This window comes from Thioalkalivibrio sp. ALMg3 (genome assembly GCF_000381225.1).
GTDB lineage: Bacteria > Pseudomonadota > Gammaproteobacteria > Ectothiorhodospirales > Ectothiorhodospiraceae > Thioalkalivibrio > Thioalkalivibrio versutus.
Genome location: NZ_KB906227.1, coordinates 1 through 17,145, shown reverse-complemented (window position 1 = coordinate 17,145; position 17,145 = coordinate 1). Strand labels below are relative to the sequence as shown.

Here is a 17,145-nt window from a genome sequence, read left to right as displayed (position 1 = left end):
TGCACACTCACGGAAACGCTCATCCATCCCCCCGTCCGGGCCACAGGATCGCATCCCCACCCGGTCATGCCCGCCGCAGCACCAATCCGTCATCGCGAGGAGCAAGGCGACGACGCGCTGTACAAGGCCACCCTCCACCACCGGCCTAACCCCGTGGGAGCGGGCTCGCCCGCGAAGCCCCCGCCAAAGCCCGAAAACCACCAACCCTTTCAACGAAACGCCACGACCGCCCACCCCACTCTGTCATCCCGAGGCGCGCAGCGACGCGACGATCTCCACGGGCGACGCAAATGCCATCCCGGCCGCAACGACCCTACCCCGTCATCCCGGCCGAAGCGAAGCGAAGAGCCGGGATCTCCCACGTCGGAATGACGCCAAACGCCGGAGCCACCACCCACGCCAGAGATCCCGGATAACCGCGACGCGGTTTCCGGGATGACAAGAAAGGGGAAACACGGGCTGGATCACACAGGGACATTGGCGCCGCCCATACGCAGACTCCCGGACCGCGCAGAACCCGCTCAACCGCCAACCGCACCCGCGCGGCAGAACTCCACCCCGACCCGGCGAATGTGATCACGCAGGTCGGGGGCATCGATCTGGTGCCACAACGAAAGGTCCACTTTCCAGGGCAACAACAAGTCGTCAATCTCGCCCTCGATCTTCAACAGATCCGTCACCGCCAGAGCATCTGCTTCCACGCACAGATCAATATCGGACGCCTTTCGAAACGTGCCCATCGCACGGGAACCGTACAACCAGACCGCGGAAACCTCCGGCCAACGATCAAACACCTGGCACAACCGCGTTACCACATAATCCGGGAGCCCGAACTGGGAATCCGTCGCCACGGCCGTCACGCACGCGCCTCCAGTTCGCCCATGCGCGTCGCAAATGCACGAAAAAGCCCGCAATAGCGCTCGATCACCTGATCCGAGATCTCCCGCGCGACCTTCTCGTTGTAGGCATGAGCCGTCAGATTCCGACTGCGGATCATCTCCATCCAGCCTTCACCATCCTCGATCAACCCCTTGCCAAAGGCTTCCCGGACCGCATCGCGCGAGCCGGTAATCGCCGTATTTCCCTGCCAGGCGAAATAGTCCTTCATCACGTTCCAGGCCAACTCGTGGTTGAACTCGAACGCCTGAATCAACCCTTGACGCTCCAGGTCCGAAAGCTCGCGCTGGCCAGCCAGTTCGACCGCTCCTTCCAGCTGCTCCAGTGCCCGCCGGAAATTCGCCAGGCGCTGTGTCCAGCGTACATCCACGTCCGCCATCAGAAACTCCATCGAAACCCAGCTTCAACGCTACGTGACAACGCATCCCGCGTCACCTAGCGAAATCCTGGCCCGCTCCCATCATCCCGGTCGCAGCCCGCCCTACCCCGTCATCCCCGCCCCAGCACCACCCCACCCCGTCATCCCGGCCGTAGCGCAGCGAAGAGCCGGGATCTCCCACGGATGGGACCCCACAGCCACTCCGTTACCGCTGGCCGGTGGAGATCCCGGATAACCGCAACGCGTTTTCCAGGATGACGAAGGATGGAGATATGGCTTTTCGACGGTGCCGGAAGCCGAAGAGAGGGACGTGATGCGGCTGCTAGACAGCAAAGGACGCCGCGCCCGGTTTGAGGGGCCGGGCCAACGCCGGATCGGCCAGAGGGCTGGCCTCCCACAATACCGGTGGCCCGAACCTTCAGGAGGTCAGGCCCGATCCTCCAGATGCAGTCGGAGCCGACGCCCCGTGGCCTCCGCATACCGGCAAAGGGTCTTCCAGGTAGGGGCCGACCGGCCACCCTCCAGCCGCGCCACCACCGACTGCGTGGTCCCCATGCGTCGGGCGACTTCTGCCTGGCTGAGGCCCGCCCTGGCGCGCGCGTCGAGCAGAGCCTCGATGAACTCGAACTCCGGCCCCAGCTGCTCATACTCGCGGCGTACCTCCGAGTCTTCCAGCAGCTCGGCTTTCAGTTCCTCATGGGTCTTCATCACAGATACTCCTCCCACCGCTTCCTGGCCGTATCAATCGCCCGACGCGGGGTCTTCTGGCTTTTCTTCACGAAGACATGCAGAACAACCACCTCGCGTGAAGCTGCGCAGACATAAAGGGCTCGAGCAATCCCGTTACGCCCCTTCAGCCGCAACTCCCAGATCTTGCCCTCCACCATGCCGCGCATGGGGCATACCTAACACCCTCGGGGCGTGGTCCTGAATCACATCCACCAGCCGCAGATAGCGAGCCTGGAGATCCGGCGGCAGCGCCCTAATCTCCTTCTCGGCGAGTGGCACGACACGCACCGTCCATGGAGTATATCGCATTTTTGCTATCTTCCTTCGCCATCCATGGCGTAATACCGCCCCCGAAGCCACTCAAGCCGCAGCACCCCCGACCCCGTCATCCCGGCCGTAGCGCAGCGAAGAGCCGGGATCTCCCACGTCGGACCAACGCCAAACGCCAGTACCACCACCCACGCCAGAGATCCCGGATAACCGCCACGCGGTTTCCGGGATGACGACGCATAGGACCTGGCTGTGACGTAGCGCGGAAACCCGCAAACCGAACTACGGCCGAACCCGGTCCCCCGATCCCCGCCCCAGCACCGTCAGCACCAGATACCGGAAGTACGCCCGGACCGTCAGCGCATCCAGCATCTGACGGTCCACCTCGGCCAGCTCGCGCGGCGTGGACATATCGATCCCGCGGATCTGTGCCAGGCCAGTAATCCCCGGTCGCGCATCCAGCACACCGCGCGCCGCCCGTTCCTGCAGCAGCTCTTCCTGGTTGAACAACCCCGGCCGCGGCCCCACCAGGCTCATCTCACCCTTCAGCACATTCCACAACTGCGGCAGCTCATCCAGCTTTGTCTTCCGCAGAAAGCGCCCCAGGGGCGTCACCGCCGAGGCCTCGGCCAGATGCGTCGCCACCGACGCCGTATCCGGCCGCATCGTGCGGAACTTCACCAGCACAAAAGGTCGCTGATAGCGCCCCACGCGCTCCTGCCGAAACAGCGGCGACCGCGACTCCATCCAGCCCAGCACCCACAACACCAGCAACACCGGCGCCGCCACCACCAGCCCCAACACCGACAACACCACATCCAGAACCCGTATCAAAACACTCTCACCTCTATTCCTACATGTATGCGCCCAGCCCCCTGGGCGATCACCACGCCAACCCATACCCCATCAGCCAGAGTCTGGCCACCTATGCCAAACGCCACTCCCGTAGGAGCCGCCTCGGCGGCGAAGCCCCCGCCAAAGCCAGAAAACCACCAACCACCCCGTCATTCCGGCCGTAGCGCCGCCCCAAATCGTCACCCCGTCCGCAGCGCCGTCCCAAATCGTCATCCCGGCCGTAGCGCAGCGAAGAGCCGGGATCTCCCACGGATGGGGTCCCACAGCCACTGTGCTAACGCTGGCCGGTACAGATCCCGGATAACGGCTTCGCCGTTTCCGGGATGACCCGAGAGGTTGATCCTGCGGGACTACGGAGCAGGCAGTCTCCGTGGAATTCCCTTGCCATCATCCCGGCCGCAGCACCACCCCACACCGTCATCCCGGCCGTAGCGCAGCGGAGAGCCGGGATCTCGTGCGTAAGTGGTGGTACTGGCGTTGGTGTTTTCCTGACGTGGGAGATCCCGGCTCTTCGCTGCGCTACGGCCGGGACGACAGCAGGACCGTAAGCCAGCGGCATAGGGTGCTCGAAGCCCCAGCAAGGGCCTTCCCGGTACATCCCGTATTCACGGAACGATTGGCCAGGCGACACCCTCGAACATATAATCCCACTTATATGCTTAGCAGGAGGAATGTATGGGCCAAGTCACCATCTACCTCGACAATGACCACGAACAGCGCCTCAAGCGCGCAGCTCAATCGGCCGGCATCCCCGTCAGCCGCTTCGTCGCACGGCTGGTAGAAGAAAACACCCGAACCGAGTGGCCCGACTCCGTCCGCACCCTGGCCGGTCAATGGAATGACTTACCCACGGCCGAGGAACTGCGCGACACGCCCCCGGACAGCCCCCGCGAAGCGCTGTGAAATACGCCCTGGACACCAACACCCTGATCTATTTCTTCAAGGGTCACGGCAAGGTCGCCGAAAACCTGCTGGCCACAGCACCCTCCGACGTCCTCGTTCCCGCCATTGTGGTGTACGAGCTCGAAACCGGCATCGCCAAGTCCAGCGAGCCCGAAAAACGCCAAAAGCAGCTGGCCGAGCTACTCGATGTCGTCACCGTCCTCCCGTTTGACCGACCCACCGCCAGCCATGCCGCCCGCATACGCGCCCAGCTCGAGCAACAGGGCACACCCATCGGCCCCATGGACACACTGATCGCCGCCACTGCCCTGGCCTACAACGCGACCCTCGTCACCCACAACGTGGCCGAGTTCCAACGGGTCCCCAGTCTCCCACTCACCGACTGGTTCACCTGACCCGCAAGCCCCTCCGGCCATCGCGACCACACCCCACTACAACCCGTCATCGCGAGGAGCAAAGCGACGAAGCGACCTCCAAAGCCAACCCCCGCAGCCGATGCATCATCGGCGGCCGCAGCACCACCCTACCCCGTCATCCCGGCCGCAGCGCCACCACTACAACGTCATCCCGGCCGCAGCGCAGCGAAGAGCCGGCATCGCGCACGGATGGGATTCCACAGCCACTGTGCTAACGCTGGCCGGTACAGATCCCGGATAACGGCTTCGCCGTTTCCGGGATGACCCGAGAGGTGGATCCTGCGGGACTACGAAGCAGGCAGTCTCCGTGGAATTCCCTTGCCATCATCCCGGCCGCAGCACCACCCCACCCCGTCCTCCCGGCCGCAGCGCCACCACTACAACGTCATCCCGGCCGTAGCGAAGCGAAGAGCCGGGATCTCCCACGTCAGAGAAACACCAAACGCCGGTGCTGCCACCCACGTCAGAGCCCCCGGACAACCACTCCACAGTTTCCGGGATAACGGCCAACAACAAAATCCTCTCCGCCCCAGCGTTGCCTCTACTAAGGAGACGCCAATCACCCATAAATGCGAACGCGCACATTCAGAGACATCTCCCTACACTGGGATGCATGAGGCATCGCACCGAAATCGATCGCATTCGTGCCGTGTTGCGACACCATCACGAGCTGGAGCTAGCCATCCTGTTCGGATCCCTCGCGAGCGGAAAAATGCATCCACATAGCGATGTCGACCTGGCCGTCAGCGCGGGAGCGCCGCTTCCAACCACCACGCGCATCGCGCTCATCGAAGAAATCGCCTCCACCACCGGTCGTCCCGTGGACCTTGTAGACCTCACCCAGGCCGGCGAACCCTTACTGGGCGAGATCGTCACACGCGGCATCCGCCTTACCGGACAAGACGAGGCCCACGCCCGCTTCCTCACGCGCCACTTGCTCGACCAGGCCGATTTCTCCCCCTACCGCGACCGCATTCTGGCCGAACGAAGACAAGCGTGGATCGCCGGGTAATCGAACAAAAAGCTCGAAACGCTGCGCTATTGCGTCCAGCGGGTCGCGCAACGTTGCCCGGACGACCCCAACCAACTCCAGCAAGACCCGGACACACAGGACATCATTGCCCTGAACCTGTCCCGTGCGGTGCAACAAAGCCCGAAAGCAACCCACCGCACCTGCATGTCCAGGAAACACCCCAACCACCCCGTCATCGCGAGGAGCAAAGCGACGAAGCGATCTCCAAAGGCTACCCATTTTCCCGGCGCGCCCCCGTAGGAGCGGCCTTGGCCGCGAAGCCCCCGCCAAAGCCCGAAAACCACCAACCCTACCCCCGCAACGGCGCCACCGCCCGCCTTAACCCCTCATCCAGCGAAACCGGCGGCACCCACCCCAGCACCTCCCGCGCCTTCGAAGCATCCACCTGCAACGACCCCAACAACCGCCGCGCCATCTCCCCCTTGCCCAGCGCCGCTGCCCCGGCCCGCAACATCCAAACCGACACCGGCACCAACCGCGCCGGCCGCTCCAGCGCATCCCCCACCTTGCGCAACAACCCGGCCGTGGACACATCCTCCCCATCCGCCACCAGGAAGGTCTCCCCAACCGCCGCCGGATGGTCCAGACACGTCACAATCAAATCCACCAGGTTATCCAGCGCCACCAGACTGCGCCGGTTCTGCGTCACCGCACCCAGTGGCAACGGCACCCCCTTGTGCACCCAGCGCAGCAGACTGCCGAAATTCCCAGGTGCCCCCGGCCCATACACGAGCGAGGGCCGAATAATCACCAGCTCCATGCCCGTATCCGCAGCCAGCTCACGAAGGCCGTCTTCCGCCTCGCGCTTGGACACTGCGTAAGGCTCCTGCGGCGACGGTGCGTCGCCTTCGCTGAAAGGTCGCACGTTCTCGTGTCCATTCACCCCAATGGAACTCAGAAACACAAACCGGCGCACCCCGGCCTCCGCCGCCTGGCGCGCCAGCCATAGCGTGCCTTCCACATTCACCCGGCGGAATGCCTCCAGAGGATCCGCCTCCGGCTCATCAAGCACATGCGCCCGGGCTGCCAGATGGACTACTGCCTCCATGCCAGCGAGCGCATCCCCCCACTCCGTCGCGCCATCAATCGAGCCCACCATCGTGGGCTCGAAGGAAACAGATTCAGCCACATCGCGCCGCACTGCACCGCGCACCGCGGCACCAGCACTGTGAAGGCGCTCGGCCAACGCAGCGCCCACGAACCCCGTGACCCCGGTAACCAAGATATTTCCAACAGACCTTTCGCCCCGAGAAAAGGCCTCCAGTTCAGCCATCTAACGCCCCCTCCTGGGATCAATCCGCCCTAGCGCCTTATATAACCCGTGCTGCGCCCACCCCGGCATCAACGCCCGGACAAACGGCACAAAACAGCCGATCTGCTTCCACCATTCCAGCCCTAACCGCTTACTCCCTCTAAAGCCGATCAACGCCTGCTCCCACGCAAGCGCGACTGGCTGCTTCTTGTGCGTATTGCGGTCAAACCGATACTTTACGAGCGGCTCATCTATGTTGCCAAAGCGCAAACCATTCTCTGCGGCGCGAAACCAAAGTTCATAGTCTTGCCGCCGCCTAAGATTCGAATCATAGCCGCCCGCACAGAGAATCCGATCCCTCCGGAACATCACAGACGAATGAATAAACGGATTCGTCCAGAGCATTGCCAGAAGCTCGTCATGTGCCTCAGGCACTCTCCGTCTAGCCCCCTCCACCCCGGCCTCGTCAATCTCTTGCGCTCCCGAGCCGACCACATCAATATCGGAATGCTCGTTCAAGAACTGCTCTTGACGCTCCAGGCGCTCCGGCATCGCGATATCATCAGCATCCATCCGGGCCACCAATTCCTGGTTGCATTCGCGCAATCCGGCGTCAAGAGCGCGCCCCAAGCCCTGGTTTGTTTCCAACGGAACAAGCCGGAGTGAATCCCCAATCTCCCTCTGCACTAACTCGATCACCCTTCGAAGTTCAGCCTCCACCGGGCCGTCCAATACCAGAACCACTTGGTCCGGCTTACGCGTCTGTTCACCCGATATGCTGCGCACTGCGCGTTCGAAATGCTCAGGCTTATCCCCCCTGTACACAGACATCAAAATCGCAATACCCACGCTCAAAGATCCAGTCGATAAAGCCGTCGCTTACCGGAAAATACTGAGTCGAAATAGACACCCTTGCCGTCGGGAGTCAGCCGGGGATGCAGATCGCAGCGCGACTCCCCTTCATACTCGAACCCATGAAAGAACTGCCCCAGCTCCCGAACCTCACCCGTGCGCCAGTTCCCCAGCATCAAGTGCTGCATCCGCGCCTTATCCGGGTACGTATCGGTCACGAACCAGTCCCCAACCACGTGCGGATGACCATCTCCTAGCCCTTCTAGACCCGAGCAATCAAGTTGCCGAACCTCCCTGGAGACCGTGTCAAGAAGCCAATAACCTTCGCTGCCATCCGGCCCTCTGAGATATCCAAGCACCTCCGTTCCCGTAGCCCAAAAGCAATGGCTCACCATGCCCTCATCGGCCAGCACGGTCGGGTTCCTCCCATCCACGCCCGCAAGCACCAACCGGTCATACCGGCGTCGACCCTTATACCACCGGTGAATGACTATGAACCGTTCGCCATCTGCCGCTATCATTATGTGATTAACCGAGTGTTTCGCCCCCACCATGCTTTCCAATGGGTCCAACTTCTCGAGCTGAGCGAGTGACAAGATCAAACGGGTTTCCCCCGTTGTCATGTCCATCGACCACACGCCATCATCGTCAACCGCATCCACGTCGAACGCCCGGTTCGTGCGACAAAAATACCCATAGTCCGGCGCCAGTCGTGCCAAACGGTCGAAGTTCAGCGTAAGAGCAGACCGCTCCCCAAAGCAGTCGTAAACCGGCGCAGGAAGCGTCCGAATGCTCTCACCACTAACTGCATCGACGATGCGAGCCACATACGCGTCAGCTTCCAAATCGTACGCGTTAAACACGAAGCGTTCCGCCGTGATCCACTGGAGTTTGGTCCCCTGCTGCCAATTGTAGGCAGCCGAGGGGAATCTGGCGATGACCCCACCATCCCCCGCATCCGCTAAAACAACATTCACGGAGTGCCTCCCACGAGGTAACTCCATACTAGGCCCCTGCGTTTCCTGGAAAATAATATGCGAACCGGATGGGCTAAGCGGCGATTTATCGTAGTAGCCGAAAAACGACTCCGGCGCATCGCCACTCACCGTTTGCAACCTATGACGAGTTTCGCTAGCATTCGGCTTCTTGTGTCGGAAATAGACTACCCGCTGGTAACTTCTCTTCGCCCACGCCTTCAGACCTGGCGACATACTGAGTCCACGCGCTACCATTCGTTCCAAACGGGAGAAGTTATTGCCCACCCTGCGCCTCCACAACCTTACGGTAAATTTCCTGATACTCCGCGACCATCCTTTCTGCGCTAAGCCGATGCTCCACGTGCCGCCTGGCTTCACGGCCTAGCGCCGTCCGGTCCTTATCCGCCATCGCCGACAATCTGGAAGAAAGAGCACTTATATCTCCACATGGAAAGAACGCATCGTCATCCTCCTGCAACTCACGATGTGGAGGTATATCCGACAAAATGCACGGTAGCCCACTGGCCATCGCTTCCAGCACAGTGTTCGGAAGCCCCTCCGCAAGCGAACTAGAAACGAATACATCCGCCGCGTTGAGGTAATCCTTAATGTTGTCAACATGCCCTTTTAGCACCACGGTTTCGTCCGCCAAACTACGCAACTCCCCCTCGAGCGGCCCACCACCCAATACAACCAGACGAGCATTCGGCCCCAACCGTGCAGCTTGATACGCCTCTACCGCCGTGAGCATATCCTTCCGTGGGATCAGGCTTCCAACCGAGAGCAACACAAGGGCATCCTGAGGCAACCCAAGCCGGCTACGTAACACCGCCTTCCTCGCGCTATCCACTGGATAGAAAGTCTCGGCCTCCACTCCATTCTGAACAACATCCGGAGCAATGCCGTGTGGCACGAGTTGTGTGGCGATTGCATGAGAACAAGCCACCACATGGATTTTGCGAAGCGCCTGAACATGTTGTCGCGCCATCACACTGCCGCGAAACTTCCCAAATTTCGACGGATAATCTGAAAACGGATAGTTACGCGCTGTACACAGAGACGGCACTCCTTTCATGGTCGCTACATTCAGGACATCCGCCCGGATCCCCTGCGTATGAACAATGTCAGGCTTGATCTTCTCCATCAGCTCGCGCACCCGCGACCGCGCCAAGAGCAGCCCCTCTAACCTCGAGAGCCTCAAACTCCCCATCTCGACCTCTAGGCCCTCGAACCTGCTCCACGCACTATTAGTCTCCGGTTCCGGCGAAAGCGTCAGTAAGCTCGGCGAGTAAACATCCCGGTTCAGTTTTCTCACAAGACTGTAGAGCTGGTTAGTTGGCCCAGTATTGGCGAGGGTCGACACGACGTACAAGATTTTCATAGCGCAAAACCCCAATCTAATACTTTTACACAAAAAGTGCGCAAGACGAACACCACCAGAAACCCCCTACCGTTCGTCACGAACCCCAGCAGAGGAAAACCCTGCTCATTGCCCCCACCTAAACGCCACGACACCCTCTTCAAATCTAGCGACGTACGAGACAGCGTTCCATTATATTTCTCGCTCTCGCCTCCCACGTGTACGCGCACTCAAACTCTGCTCGCGCATTCTCTCCCAATTTTCGCGCCAACCTACCATCCCTTCCTAAAGCCCGCAAAGCGCCCGCCCATTCAGCCGGATCCTCGGGGTTGCACAACCACGAATTCTTCTTGTGCTCAAGCACCTCGCGCAACACGCTTAAGTCCGAAGCAACAACGGGTTTTCCCAGCGACATATACTCAAAAAGCTTTAGCGGCGACGTCCACGCACCAATCTCCGTGCCACCCACGCCCTTAACAGCCTTCTGGTTCGGCAACAGGCAGATGTCCATTCCGTCAATTAGAGAACGAACATCCTTATTGTCCACATAACCCATGCATATCAAGTTATCTGGCAACTCCCTTCCGCCAGCCGCTGACTGAACTTCTTGCCCCGTTCCACCGACGATCAAAAAACGAAAAGAAGGAAGGCGCCGCGCCAACTCAACCACCAAACCTATACCCTTACCAGGCAATAAGCTGCCTACATAACCCACGCAACAAATTCGACTTTGATCTCGTGCGACAGGGGTGTGCCTGTAGTTGTTCGGAAGTTTATCTGCCCCATCGGGCGCGACTAAGATCTTATTTTCATCGATCCCGTACTTCGACTCGTAATGATTCTTCAACGCCAAAGAAATCACAACCAATCGACAATCACCCGGTTGAGATACCACCAAATGCAGCGCAATTCGCTTAATCCAACTTGAATTGACAACATCTTCGTGGACCTCGAGGATCGTCCGTTTCATTAACAACCTAGCCACACACGCACCAAGAACAGAACGCGAGTAGACATATTCTGCGTTTCTCGATTGTCCGATCAACAACCTGAACCACCCTAATGCCGTCCCTACCGATCCGGTCCAGCTACGCCTCAGCCAAACGATGGGAAGGTCTGGATCACCTTCATATCTCTCCAACACCTCCGACCTCGACGATGTCGTACATCCTTTCGGTGCACACAACACAACCTGCAAACCTACCATGCGAAACACTGAACACATCTTGATCACATGAATGGAGTTAGCCGCTCTTGAGGGGATAGAAGATTGGGCAAGATACAAAATCTTCAATTTTTCGATACTCCCGTGGTTCTTCGCAATACGGCAAGCGCCTTTAATAAAGACCCTATTAGAAATCATTAAACTAAAGAAGCTGAACTCTTCTCGCTCGTACTGATGCGGTCCCAACCACCAAGAGAAACAAGAAAAACATGGTCTCGGCCCGCGCTGAAAATAACCCGGTAGAAAATATCGAATCGACGAGCAAGAAGATCATTCCCCCACCTACCAATGAACTGATGGCAGTGCGAGAAACCAAGGAAAGAAATATGATCCAGACCACCAACAGAAAAAACAGTGCCGAAAAGATAACACCATGATCCACCATCAGCCGGATATAGCTGCTATGAGATGAATACCCCACTTTCTCCATAAACGCGCCGTACCCATGCCCGAATAGAAATTGATTTATGTCAGCGCCCGCCAAGACCGAAAAGCCAGCAATATAGAATTCTATTCTCTGCTCATTGGAGCTCGAACGTTCCCATAACGGAAATGCGGAATCTAAGACAGCGAGATACCCAACTACAAAAGTCACTATACTAAGAATGGCAATACCCACCTTGATAACAATAGGTATCTTAGGCGAAAACAAAAGCATGCCAAAGAGAGCGGCGAGGGTAGCTAAAAGACCAGCACGCGAGCCAGTCAAAATCAGAGCCAAAAGGGCTAACACTCCCATTATCCAGTAAACACCTCGGTGAAATCGCGTTACACCAGCTAACCAAAAGGAGACAAGGGCGGAAATTGCGCATAGTGATGCAAGGCGATTTGGATTCCCCGCCCAGCCGATTAGTCTCTGAACATCCCCTGAAAAATACCCGAAATCAAAAACCAGATTTAGGATTTGGCCCAGCATTGCTACAGTTACGGGAATCGAGAAGGCGACCCAAAGTGCCCAAACCAAAGAGCCTGTAGAGACCATAGAGGCCTGGATCAGCACAAGTGCAACGAACGTTATGACGAAGAATAGCGCTGGTGGGGAGGCATATCGGATTCCGCCGGGAATTGCCGCCGAACCTACCAAATAGGTCGCGGCCAAAAGGACTAGCAGCGCTCCTAGCCAAACCTGCTCCCGCGGAACACAAAAGTCACTTCTAACAAGAAACACCCAGGAGACCCCAAGAAAGAGCGCTGGATAATAAAGAGCGGTTAGCGGCGTGTTAGTGGTGTATACGTCTGTGAAACCGGAATACGTCAAAAGGAATAGCAAGGACGTTAAAAATCCTGCTAAAGCCCAAGGCCTGACCGTCTCTTGCTGGGACATCTCCGTCAGCTAATGCGCAAAAGGCCGCGCGATCGGCGGGTGGACTTCGGTCGCGGGGTGGAGCCGATAACCCGCTGGAATTGACGTACTTGATTCTGCATATAGGTGCATCCTGCCTCACACAAAACGTAGGTATAAAAACGGGTGGCCGCCAGATCCGGAGAGGTCAATGCCGCCTTACGGCAGCTGACTGCGGGCCCAACGTGTTGACAGGCCGGAATCGTCAACAAACTTACAAAGTGAAATAACGGGATCGCATCCGCTTTACGACGTTCGTCATCGGCGTATAACATGCCTCCATCTCAATTCCGGGTTGACGGATTGGCCGAGTTATAGCTACGCGGACCAGAAGTCTACGTGCTGGGACGGGCACGGCAGCAGACTGGCATGAGGTACTGCGTCGAGCCCGGGGGAGGCTTGGGTGATCGCACCAAAGGGAACTTGGCGTTTGCATCCGGACTTTCGTCTGCACGTAGAGGAGATAGAGTTCGAGAACCTCGCCGCAGTAGCAGACATTCACTCGTTCGATGAAGCCTGTCGGAATCCGCTTCCCAGCTAGGGAAACACTGATCAATGGTCCGGCATCCGGCTCCGGGCCTCGCCGAAGCGTTTTTTGGGAGGGCACTACGGCCATTACGGCCGGCCTGGGCCCCTGTAACAGCCGTTTTTGGCGGTTACAGGGGCGACCCCGGTCCTGCGGACACTCTACCCCTGCGGTAGTAGTCCCCATCTTCACGAGCGGTACAGGTTCGCCAGGGCGAACAGGCTGTGAAGCTGCGCGGTGTTCTTCTTGAGGCCGCGATAGCGCACTTTCCGATATCCGAACAGCTTCTTCATCACATGGAACGGATGCTCCACGATCGGACGCGACTGGGCCTTCTGCCGTGCATCAGCGCGTACCTGGTTGCGCTCCGGACCGTCTGGCATCGCTCGCGCCTCGCTTGCGCGCGATGTGCGTCTCCGGACGACGGACGCTCAGACGCTTCTCCGACCCGATGTAACCGGCGTCGCCATGCAGAGTGGCTTCCTGACCATGGAGCAGTTCCGGCACCTGCGAGACGTCCGAGAGATTCGCGGCCGTGCCCTTCACTCTGTGAGTTAACTCGGTGACGACATCGGCGCCGATATGCGCCTTCATCCCGAAGTACCACTGGTTGCCCTTCTGCGCCTGATGTATCTCCGGGTCGCGGGCCTTCTCGTGGTTCTTGATCGGCGGCGGGGCCACGATCAGCGTGCTATCCACGACCATCCCTTCGCGCAGCCGCAGGCCCCTCTGTTGCACTTGGGCGTTGATCCGGTCGAAGATCACCTGGGCCAGGTTGTGCTACTCCAGCAGCCGTTGGAACTGCAGCGGGGTCGTGGCATTCGGGGCGTCTTTGTGGCTCAGTTCGATCCCGACAAAGCTCCGGATCGCCCGACTGCCGTAGACCGCATCCTCGATCCCTCCGTCCGACAGGTTGAAGCACTGACGCGCCACATACATCTACAGCAACCGTTCCAGACCCATCGGTGGACGCTCCGCTTTCCCCTTCGGGTAGTGCGGCTCGATCGTCTCCACCAGCGCCGCCCAGGGCGTGATCGCATAGAAACCGTTCGCACCACGTCTGCTTGCGGTTGGCGGAATACTCAAGATCGGAACAGCAGCGCTGGGACATCGGTCGTCACCTCGGGCAGAAAGCCTGGCGCCATTATCCCAAACCCACTCGTCGGGCGGGACCGGCGGCGGAATAAATCCGTCATTCCCTGGCACCACCCTTTTTTAAAAACCAAAGACCCTCCCTAGAACACGTTTCACGCGGGTCAATCGGCTCCTTGGGATCGCATTGGTACCGGCATACTTTGTGGCCATCTCGCGGATTCGATTCCCATCCATCGAACCTAGTTCTTTCCACCTCTCTGGGCGACGGGAGGCTATTGCGAATACATAGACCGACGTGCGCGCGTTATCGTTGTAATTGATATAGATAGTCGCAAACCCTCGCTCGCGCAGAAGCCGTTCGACACAAAGGGGGGTAAACCGCCAATAGTCCCCGTAGTCCGCATGCTGCTCCTGCAAAAAGGGAACGACCAACACCACGATGTCTTTGCTGAGGGAGCACAGAGCATCGAGTGCCGAATTCACCTCAAACACGTGCTCCAATACTGTATGATTGAACACAACATCGAAACGTAACTCAAGCGAACTCGGCACTGGAGCGGTTAGATCCAGAAATATCTCGTTCTCGATATCTCCTTGAAAACCACACGATTCAGTTGAATAGTTCGATATGGTATAGCTACTAGCGTTAGGGAAATATGCTCGATAAAAGCCGCCTTCTTTATCTTCATCTTTCCACCCGGAAATGTTAGCAATATCCCCGATAAAATGCGATTTAAACTTTTTAAGCTCTTTGTTCGACCAAACCCTTGGAGCCCTAAAAATTGGATCGTTAAACATTAATTTAACCTTAGATAATTTCTTAAACGCAATACAAGACATTTGCAGGATGGACGCACGCCAACCAAGAATGACCCCATGCCGGCACCCAAGAAAGAGTCGCGATCTCAAACAATACCCGATTATATTACACGCCCGAATTACGCTTACGAATAACATCCATTCTAACGGGAAACGGCGAACAGTCGCAACCAATCCACCGCTTTGCAGCCCACCAGCCAGAGCCGTAGGCCAATAGAAGTGTTATTCCTGTGGCAATGGCCGCCCCCACGGTCCCGAAAAATGGAATCAGGACAAGGTTAAGAAGAACATTTGCAACGCCCGCCGCAATCCAGATTCGCGCATATTCATTATGGTAACCGGCCATACTCAGGAGGTGAGCGCTAGAACCAACGGAAGCACCCCCCAAACGAGCGCCGGACAAGATCAGCATCGGTAGGTACGCTGCCACGAACGCGGCACCAAACGCGATCTGGAGGAGGCTTGCGCCCCAGAGAACCAATGGCACGAACACCGTGAGGGCTATGGCAATATTTAGGCGGGATGCGGATTGGGCAAGCTTTTGGAGCTTCCCCATCTCCCCTTGATGATAAAACCGCGAGAAGTAAGGCTCGACGACCATTTTTGTAGCCTGGAGGCCAAAAGCGACGATCAAGGATGTCTGGGTAGCGACCTTATAATGACCCACATCCGCATCTTCCATGAACACACCAATTAACAGAATGTCCGCTTGCGTGTTGATAAGGTACATCGCGTTGATGGACGCGAGCGGGATAATGGTCGCTAGCCAGGCGCGGGAGTCGTAGCTAGTACCCGCTTGGCGCAAGATCCGTGGCTTGCTCCGCCAGAGAAGCGCAGCACCAATAACGAAAGCGAGCGCAGTGGCGGCCACTTGCAATGCCATGGCGGAGTGCGGGTCGAAAGGCGTATCGCTCGCTGACATCCAAGCGACTCCCAATAGGCCCAAAAACGCCAGCGGCTTGATTACAAGCTCCGGAATCTGGCCCTGAACGGTATGCCCGAGCCCGCGGAGAGCGGAGGATCGGACGAGGGCCAGGCCCATCAGTGGGATGAGCAAGAGGCCCCAAGTGAGAGTGCGCCCATGATCCGTCACTCGATACTCAGGGAATGTGAGCCCTACCACTAGTGCCATGACGACGATTAAGGCGGTGGCGACCAGAACGAAGCCGCCCCCCCAGCGCCAGACCCCTTTGACGGTATTCCAATCCTCTCCTGCCTGCGCCTTGGCCGTTTCTCGCGTCACAAGCTGTGGGACACCCGCTTTTGCGGGTAAGCCCACGATCATGATGACCGCCAAGGCAAAGGCGTAGACACCGAGGCTGTCCGGACCAAGCATACGAGCCAACAGTACCGTCGTGGCAAAACCGAGTGCTGTATTAACGACCTTGAGTAGAACACTAGCGCCGCTCGCCATCGTCAGCCGAGCGCGCAGCCCCTCGCCGCTCGTCAAACTCCGCAAGCGTTGGGTTATTCTAGCGAGTCGCTGCATGGCTTAGCCTATTCCGCCGGGGGCAATAATAGGAACGCCCACCAAAGGCTGCCAACCACCTATGCGCGCCCTGTACAGAATCGCGCAACACGGTGCGGCCCTAAACGATACGGCGCGAGAGGCGGGCTTCGAGATAGCCCTACTCATACGTAATCATCACCACGATTGCTTCACGAGGACAGGCTGATTGCCGCGCGGCGGAGCCGCTCGCAATGACCGGTATTTTCTGGACACGGTGGGCTGGCAGATTGTAGCCGTCAGATCCGGTAGTACTCGCGATACCACTCGACGAAGCGGGCGATGCCGTCTTCCACCGCGGTGGCGGGGGCATAGCCCACGTCCTCGCGCAGGGCCTCGACATCGGCATAGGTGTCCGGGACATCCCCCGGCTGCAACGGCAGGAGGTTCTTCTCGGCCTTCTTGCCCAGGCAGTCCTCGAGGACCTCGATGTAGCGCATCAGCTCCACCGGCTCGTGGTTGCCGATGTTGTACAGGCGGTAGGGGGCTGCGCTGGTGGCCGAGTCGGGCTCGGCCCCGTTCCAGTCGGGGTTGCGCGGGGCCACGTGATCCAGGGTGCGGATCACGCCCTCGACGATGTCGTCGATATAGGTGAAGTCGCGCCGGTGGTGGCCGTAGTTGAAGACGTCGATCGGCTCGCCCGCCAGGATCTTCTTGGTGAACATGAACAGCGCCATGTCCGGGCGGCCCCAGGGGCCGTAGACGGTG

The 17,145-nt window shown here is 58.7% G+C and carries 17 protein-coding genes and 1 pseudogene; 3 read left to right on the top strand and 15 right to left on the bottom strand.

The genetic code is table 11. The features are described 5' to 3' along the window. Positions 1 to 521: 521 nt before the first annotated feature. From F622_RS0109550 to F622_RS0109530, 5 genes are all read right to left on the bottom strand, one after another. Positions 522 to 860: a nucleotidyltransferase domain-containing protein gene (locus tag F622_RS0109550; RefSeq protein WP_019571823.1), complete on the bottom strand. Its 339-nt coding sequence runs from the start codon at positions 858 to 860 to the stop codon at positions 522 to 524. Next, positions 857 to 1,276 (bottom strand): nucleotidyltransferase substrate binding protein, encoded by a 420-nt coding sequence (locus F622_RS0109545; RefSeq protein WP_019571822.1) that lies wholly within the window; start codon positions 1,274 to 1,276, stop codon positions 857 to 859. Before F622_RS0109545 ends, F622_RS0109550 begins: the two co-directional genes overlap by 4 nt. A 426-nt stretch (positions 1,277 to 1,702) precedes the next feature. Further along, positions 1,703 to 1,984: a helix-turn-helix domain-containing protein gene (locus F622_RS0109540; protein WP_017926249.1), complete on the bottom strand. Its 282-nt coding sequence runs from the start codon at positions 1,982 to 1,984 to the stop codon at positions 1,703 to 1,705. Next, positions 1,984 to 2,172, bottom strand: a complete 189-nt coding sequence (locus F622_RS14210; RefSeq protein ID WP_231362643.1) for a type II toxin-antitoxin system RelE/ParE family toxin — start codon at positions 2,170 to 2,172, stop codon at positions 1,984 to 1,986. The genes F622_RS0109540 and F622_RS14210 overlap by 1 nt, the downstream gene beginning before the upstream one ends. A gap of 385 nt (positions 2,173 to 2,557) precedes the next feature. Beyond that, on the bottom strand, positions 2,558 to 3,109 hold the full coding sequence (locus tag F622_RS0109530) for a sugar transferase (protein WP_081612129.1): 552 nt from the start codon (positions 3,107 to 3,109) through the stop codon (positions 2,558 to 2,560). A 696-nt stretch (positions 3,110 to 3,805) separates the two neighbouring features. Between F622_RS0109530 and F622_RS0109525 the strand changes: the two genes are divergently transcribed. From F622_RS0109525 to F622_RS0109515, 3 genes are all read left to right on the top strand, one after another. Further along, complete coding sequence (locus F622_RS0109525; protein WP_019571821.1) at positions 3,806 to 4,033, top strand: hypothetical protein; 228 nt, start codon at positions 3,806 to 3,808, stop codon at positions 4,031 to 4,033. Continuing rightward, complete coding sequence (locus tag F622_RS0109520) at positions 4,030 to 4,428, top strand: type II toxin-antitoxin system VapC family toxin (RefSeq protein ID WP_019568700.1); 399 nt, start codon at positions 4,030 to 4,032, stop codon at positions 4,426 to 4,428. The genes F622_RS0109525 and F622_RS0109520 overlap by 4 nt, the downstream gene beginning before the upstream one ends. 634 nt (positions 4,429 to 5,062) lie before the next feature. Further along, entirely contained in the window at positions 5,063 to 5,461 is a 399-nt protein-coding gene (locus F622_RS0109515) for a nucleotidyltransferase domain-containing protein (RefSeq protein ID WP_019571820.1), read from the top strand. A gap of 310 nt (positions 5,462 to 5,771) precedes the next feature. Here the strand turns inward: F622_RS0109515 and F622_RS0109510 are convergent, their stop codons facing one another. From F622_RS0109510 to F622_RS0109460, 10 genes and pseudogenes are all read right to left on the bottom strand, one after another. Continuing rightward, positions 5,772 to 6,755 carry an SDR family oxidoreductase gene (locus F622_RS0109510; RefSeq protein ID WP_019571819.1) on the bottom strand — a complete coding sequence of 328 codons (984 nt, stop codon included), beginning with the start codon at positions 6,753 to 6,755 and terminating at the stop codon, positions 5,772 to 5,774. After that, positions 6,756 to 7,583 (bottom strand): glycosyltransferase, encoded by an 828-nt coding sequence (locus tag F622_RS0109505; RefSeq protein WP_019571818.1) that lies wholly within the window; start codon positions 7,581 to 7,583, stop codon positions 6,756 to 6,758. Positions 7,584 to 7,585: 2 nt separating this feature from the next. After that, positions 7,586 to 8,563 (bottom strand): glycosyl transferase, encoded by a 978-nt coding sequence (locus tag F622_RS0109500; RefSeq protein WP_231365747.1) that lies wholly within the window; start codon positions 8,561 to 8,563, stop codon positions 7,586 to 7,588. 274 nt (positions 8,564 to 8,837) lie between these two features. Beyond that, positions 8,838 to 9,944 carry a glycosyltransferase family 4 protein gene (locus F622_RS0109495; protein ID WP_019571816.1) on the bottom strand — a complete coding sequence of 369 codons (1,107 nt, stop codon included), beginning with the start codon at positions 9,942 to 9,944 and terminating at the stop codon, positions 8,838 to 8,840. Between the two features lie 145 nt (positions 9,945 to 10,089). Continuing rightward, positions 10,090 to 10,893: a glycosyltransferase family 4 protein gene (locus F622_RS13870; RefSeq protein ID WP_196799431.1), complete on the bottom strand. Its 804-nt coding sequence runs from the start codon at positions 10,891 to 10,893 to the stop codon at positions 10,090 to 10,092. 397 nt (positions 10,894 to 11,290) lie between these two features. Beyond that, on the bottom strand, positions 11,291 to 12,472 hold the full coding sequence (locus F622_RS14060; RefSeq protein WP_155997128.1) for an O-antigen ligase: 1,182 nt from the start codon (positions 12,470 to 12,472) through the stop codon (positions 11,291 to 11,293). A gap of 732 nt (positions 12,473 to 13,204) precedes the next feature. Continuing rightward, positions 13,205 to 14,127 (bottom strand): annotated as a pseudogene (locus F622_RS13535) (IS5 family transposase). A gap of 104 nt (positions 14,128 to 14,231) precedes the next feature. Then, the gene (locus F622_RS13435; protein WP_155997126.1) at positions 14,232 to 14,909 is read right to left on the bottom strand and encodes a hypothetical protein; all 678 of its coding nucleotides are present in this window, start codon (positions 14,907 to 14,909) and stop codon (positions 14,232 to 14,234) included. A gap of 127 nt (positions 14,910 to 15,036) precedes the next feature. Next, a complete protein-coding gene (locus F622_RS13430) occupies positions 15,037 to 16,419 on the bottom strand; it encodes a flippase (protein ID WP_019571809.1) in 1,383 nt (460 codons plus the stop codon). Positions 16,420 to 16,676: 257 nt separating this feature from the next. Next, positions 16,677 to 17,145, bottom strand: a 469-nt coding sequence (locus F622_RS0109460; RefSeq protein WP_019571808.1) for an NAD-dependent epimerase/dehydratase family protein, incomplete at its 5' end; no start/stop codon positions are given.

Bases quoted from the DNA above. Each gene is read 5' to 3' on its own strand.
- F622_RS0109545 (WP_019571822.1), bottom strand. From the start codon at position 1,276: ATGGCGGACGTGGATGTACGCTGGACACAGCGCCTGGCGAATTTCCGG.
- F622_RS0109540 (WP_017926249.1), bottom strand. From the start codon at position 1,984: ATGAAGACCCATGAGGAACTGAAAGCCGAGCTGCTGGAAGACTCGGAG.
- F622_RS14210 (WP_231362643.1), bottom strand. From the start codon at position 2,172: ATGCGCGGCATGGTGGAGGGCAAGATCTGGGAGTTGCGGCTGAAGGGG.
- F622_RS0109525 (WP_019571821.1), top strand. From the start codon at position 3,806: ATGGGCCAAGTCACCATCTACCTCGACAATGACCACGAACAGCGCCTC.
- F622_RS0109515 (WP_019571820.1), top strand. From the start codon at position 5,063: ATGAGGCATCGCACCGAAATCGATCGCATTCGTGCCGTGTTGCGACAC.
- F622_RS0109510 (WP_019571819.1), bottom strand. From the start codon at position 6,755: ATGGCTGAACTGGAGGCCTTTTCTCGGGGCGAAAGGTCTGTTGGAAAT.
- F622_RS0109495 (WP_019571816.1), bottom strand. From the start codon at position 9,944: ATGAAAATCTTGTACGTCGTGTCGACCCTCGCCAATACTGGGCCAACT.
- F622_RS13870 (WP_196799431.1), bottom strand. From the start codon at position 10,893: ATGAAACGGACGATCCTCGAGGTCCACGAAGATGTTGTCAATTCAAGT.
- F622_RS14060 (WP_155997128.1), bottom strand. From the start codon at position 12,472: ATGTCCCAGCAAGAGACGGTCAGGCCTTGGGCTTTAGCAGGATTTTTA.
- F622_RS13435 (WP_155997126.1), bottom strand. From the start codon at position 14,909: ATGTTTAACGATCCAATTTTTAGGGCTCCAAGGGTTTGGTCGAACAAA.
- F622_RS13430 (WP_019571809.1), bottom strand. From the start codon at position 16,419: ATGCAGCGACTCGCTAGAATAACCCAACGCTTGCGGAGTTTGACGAGC.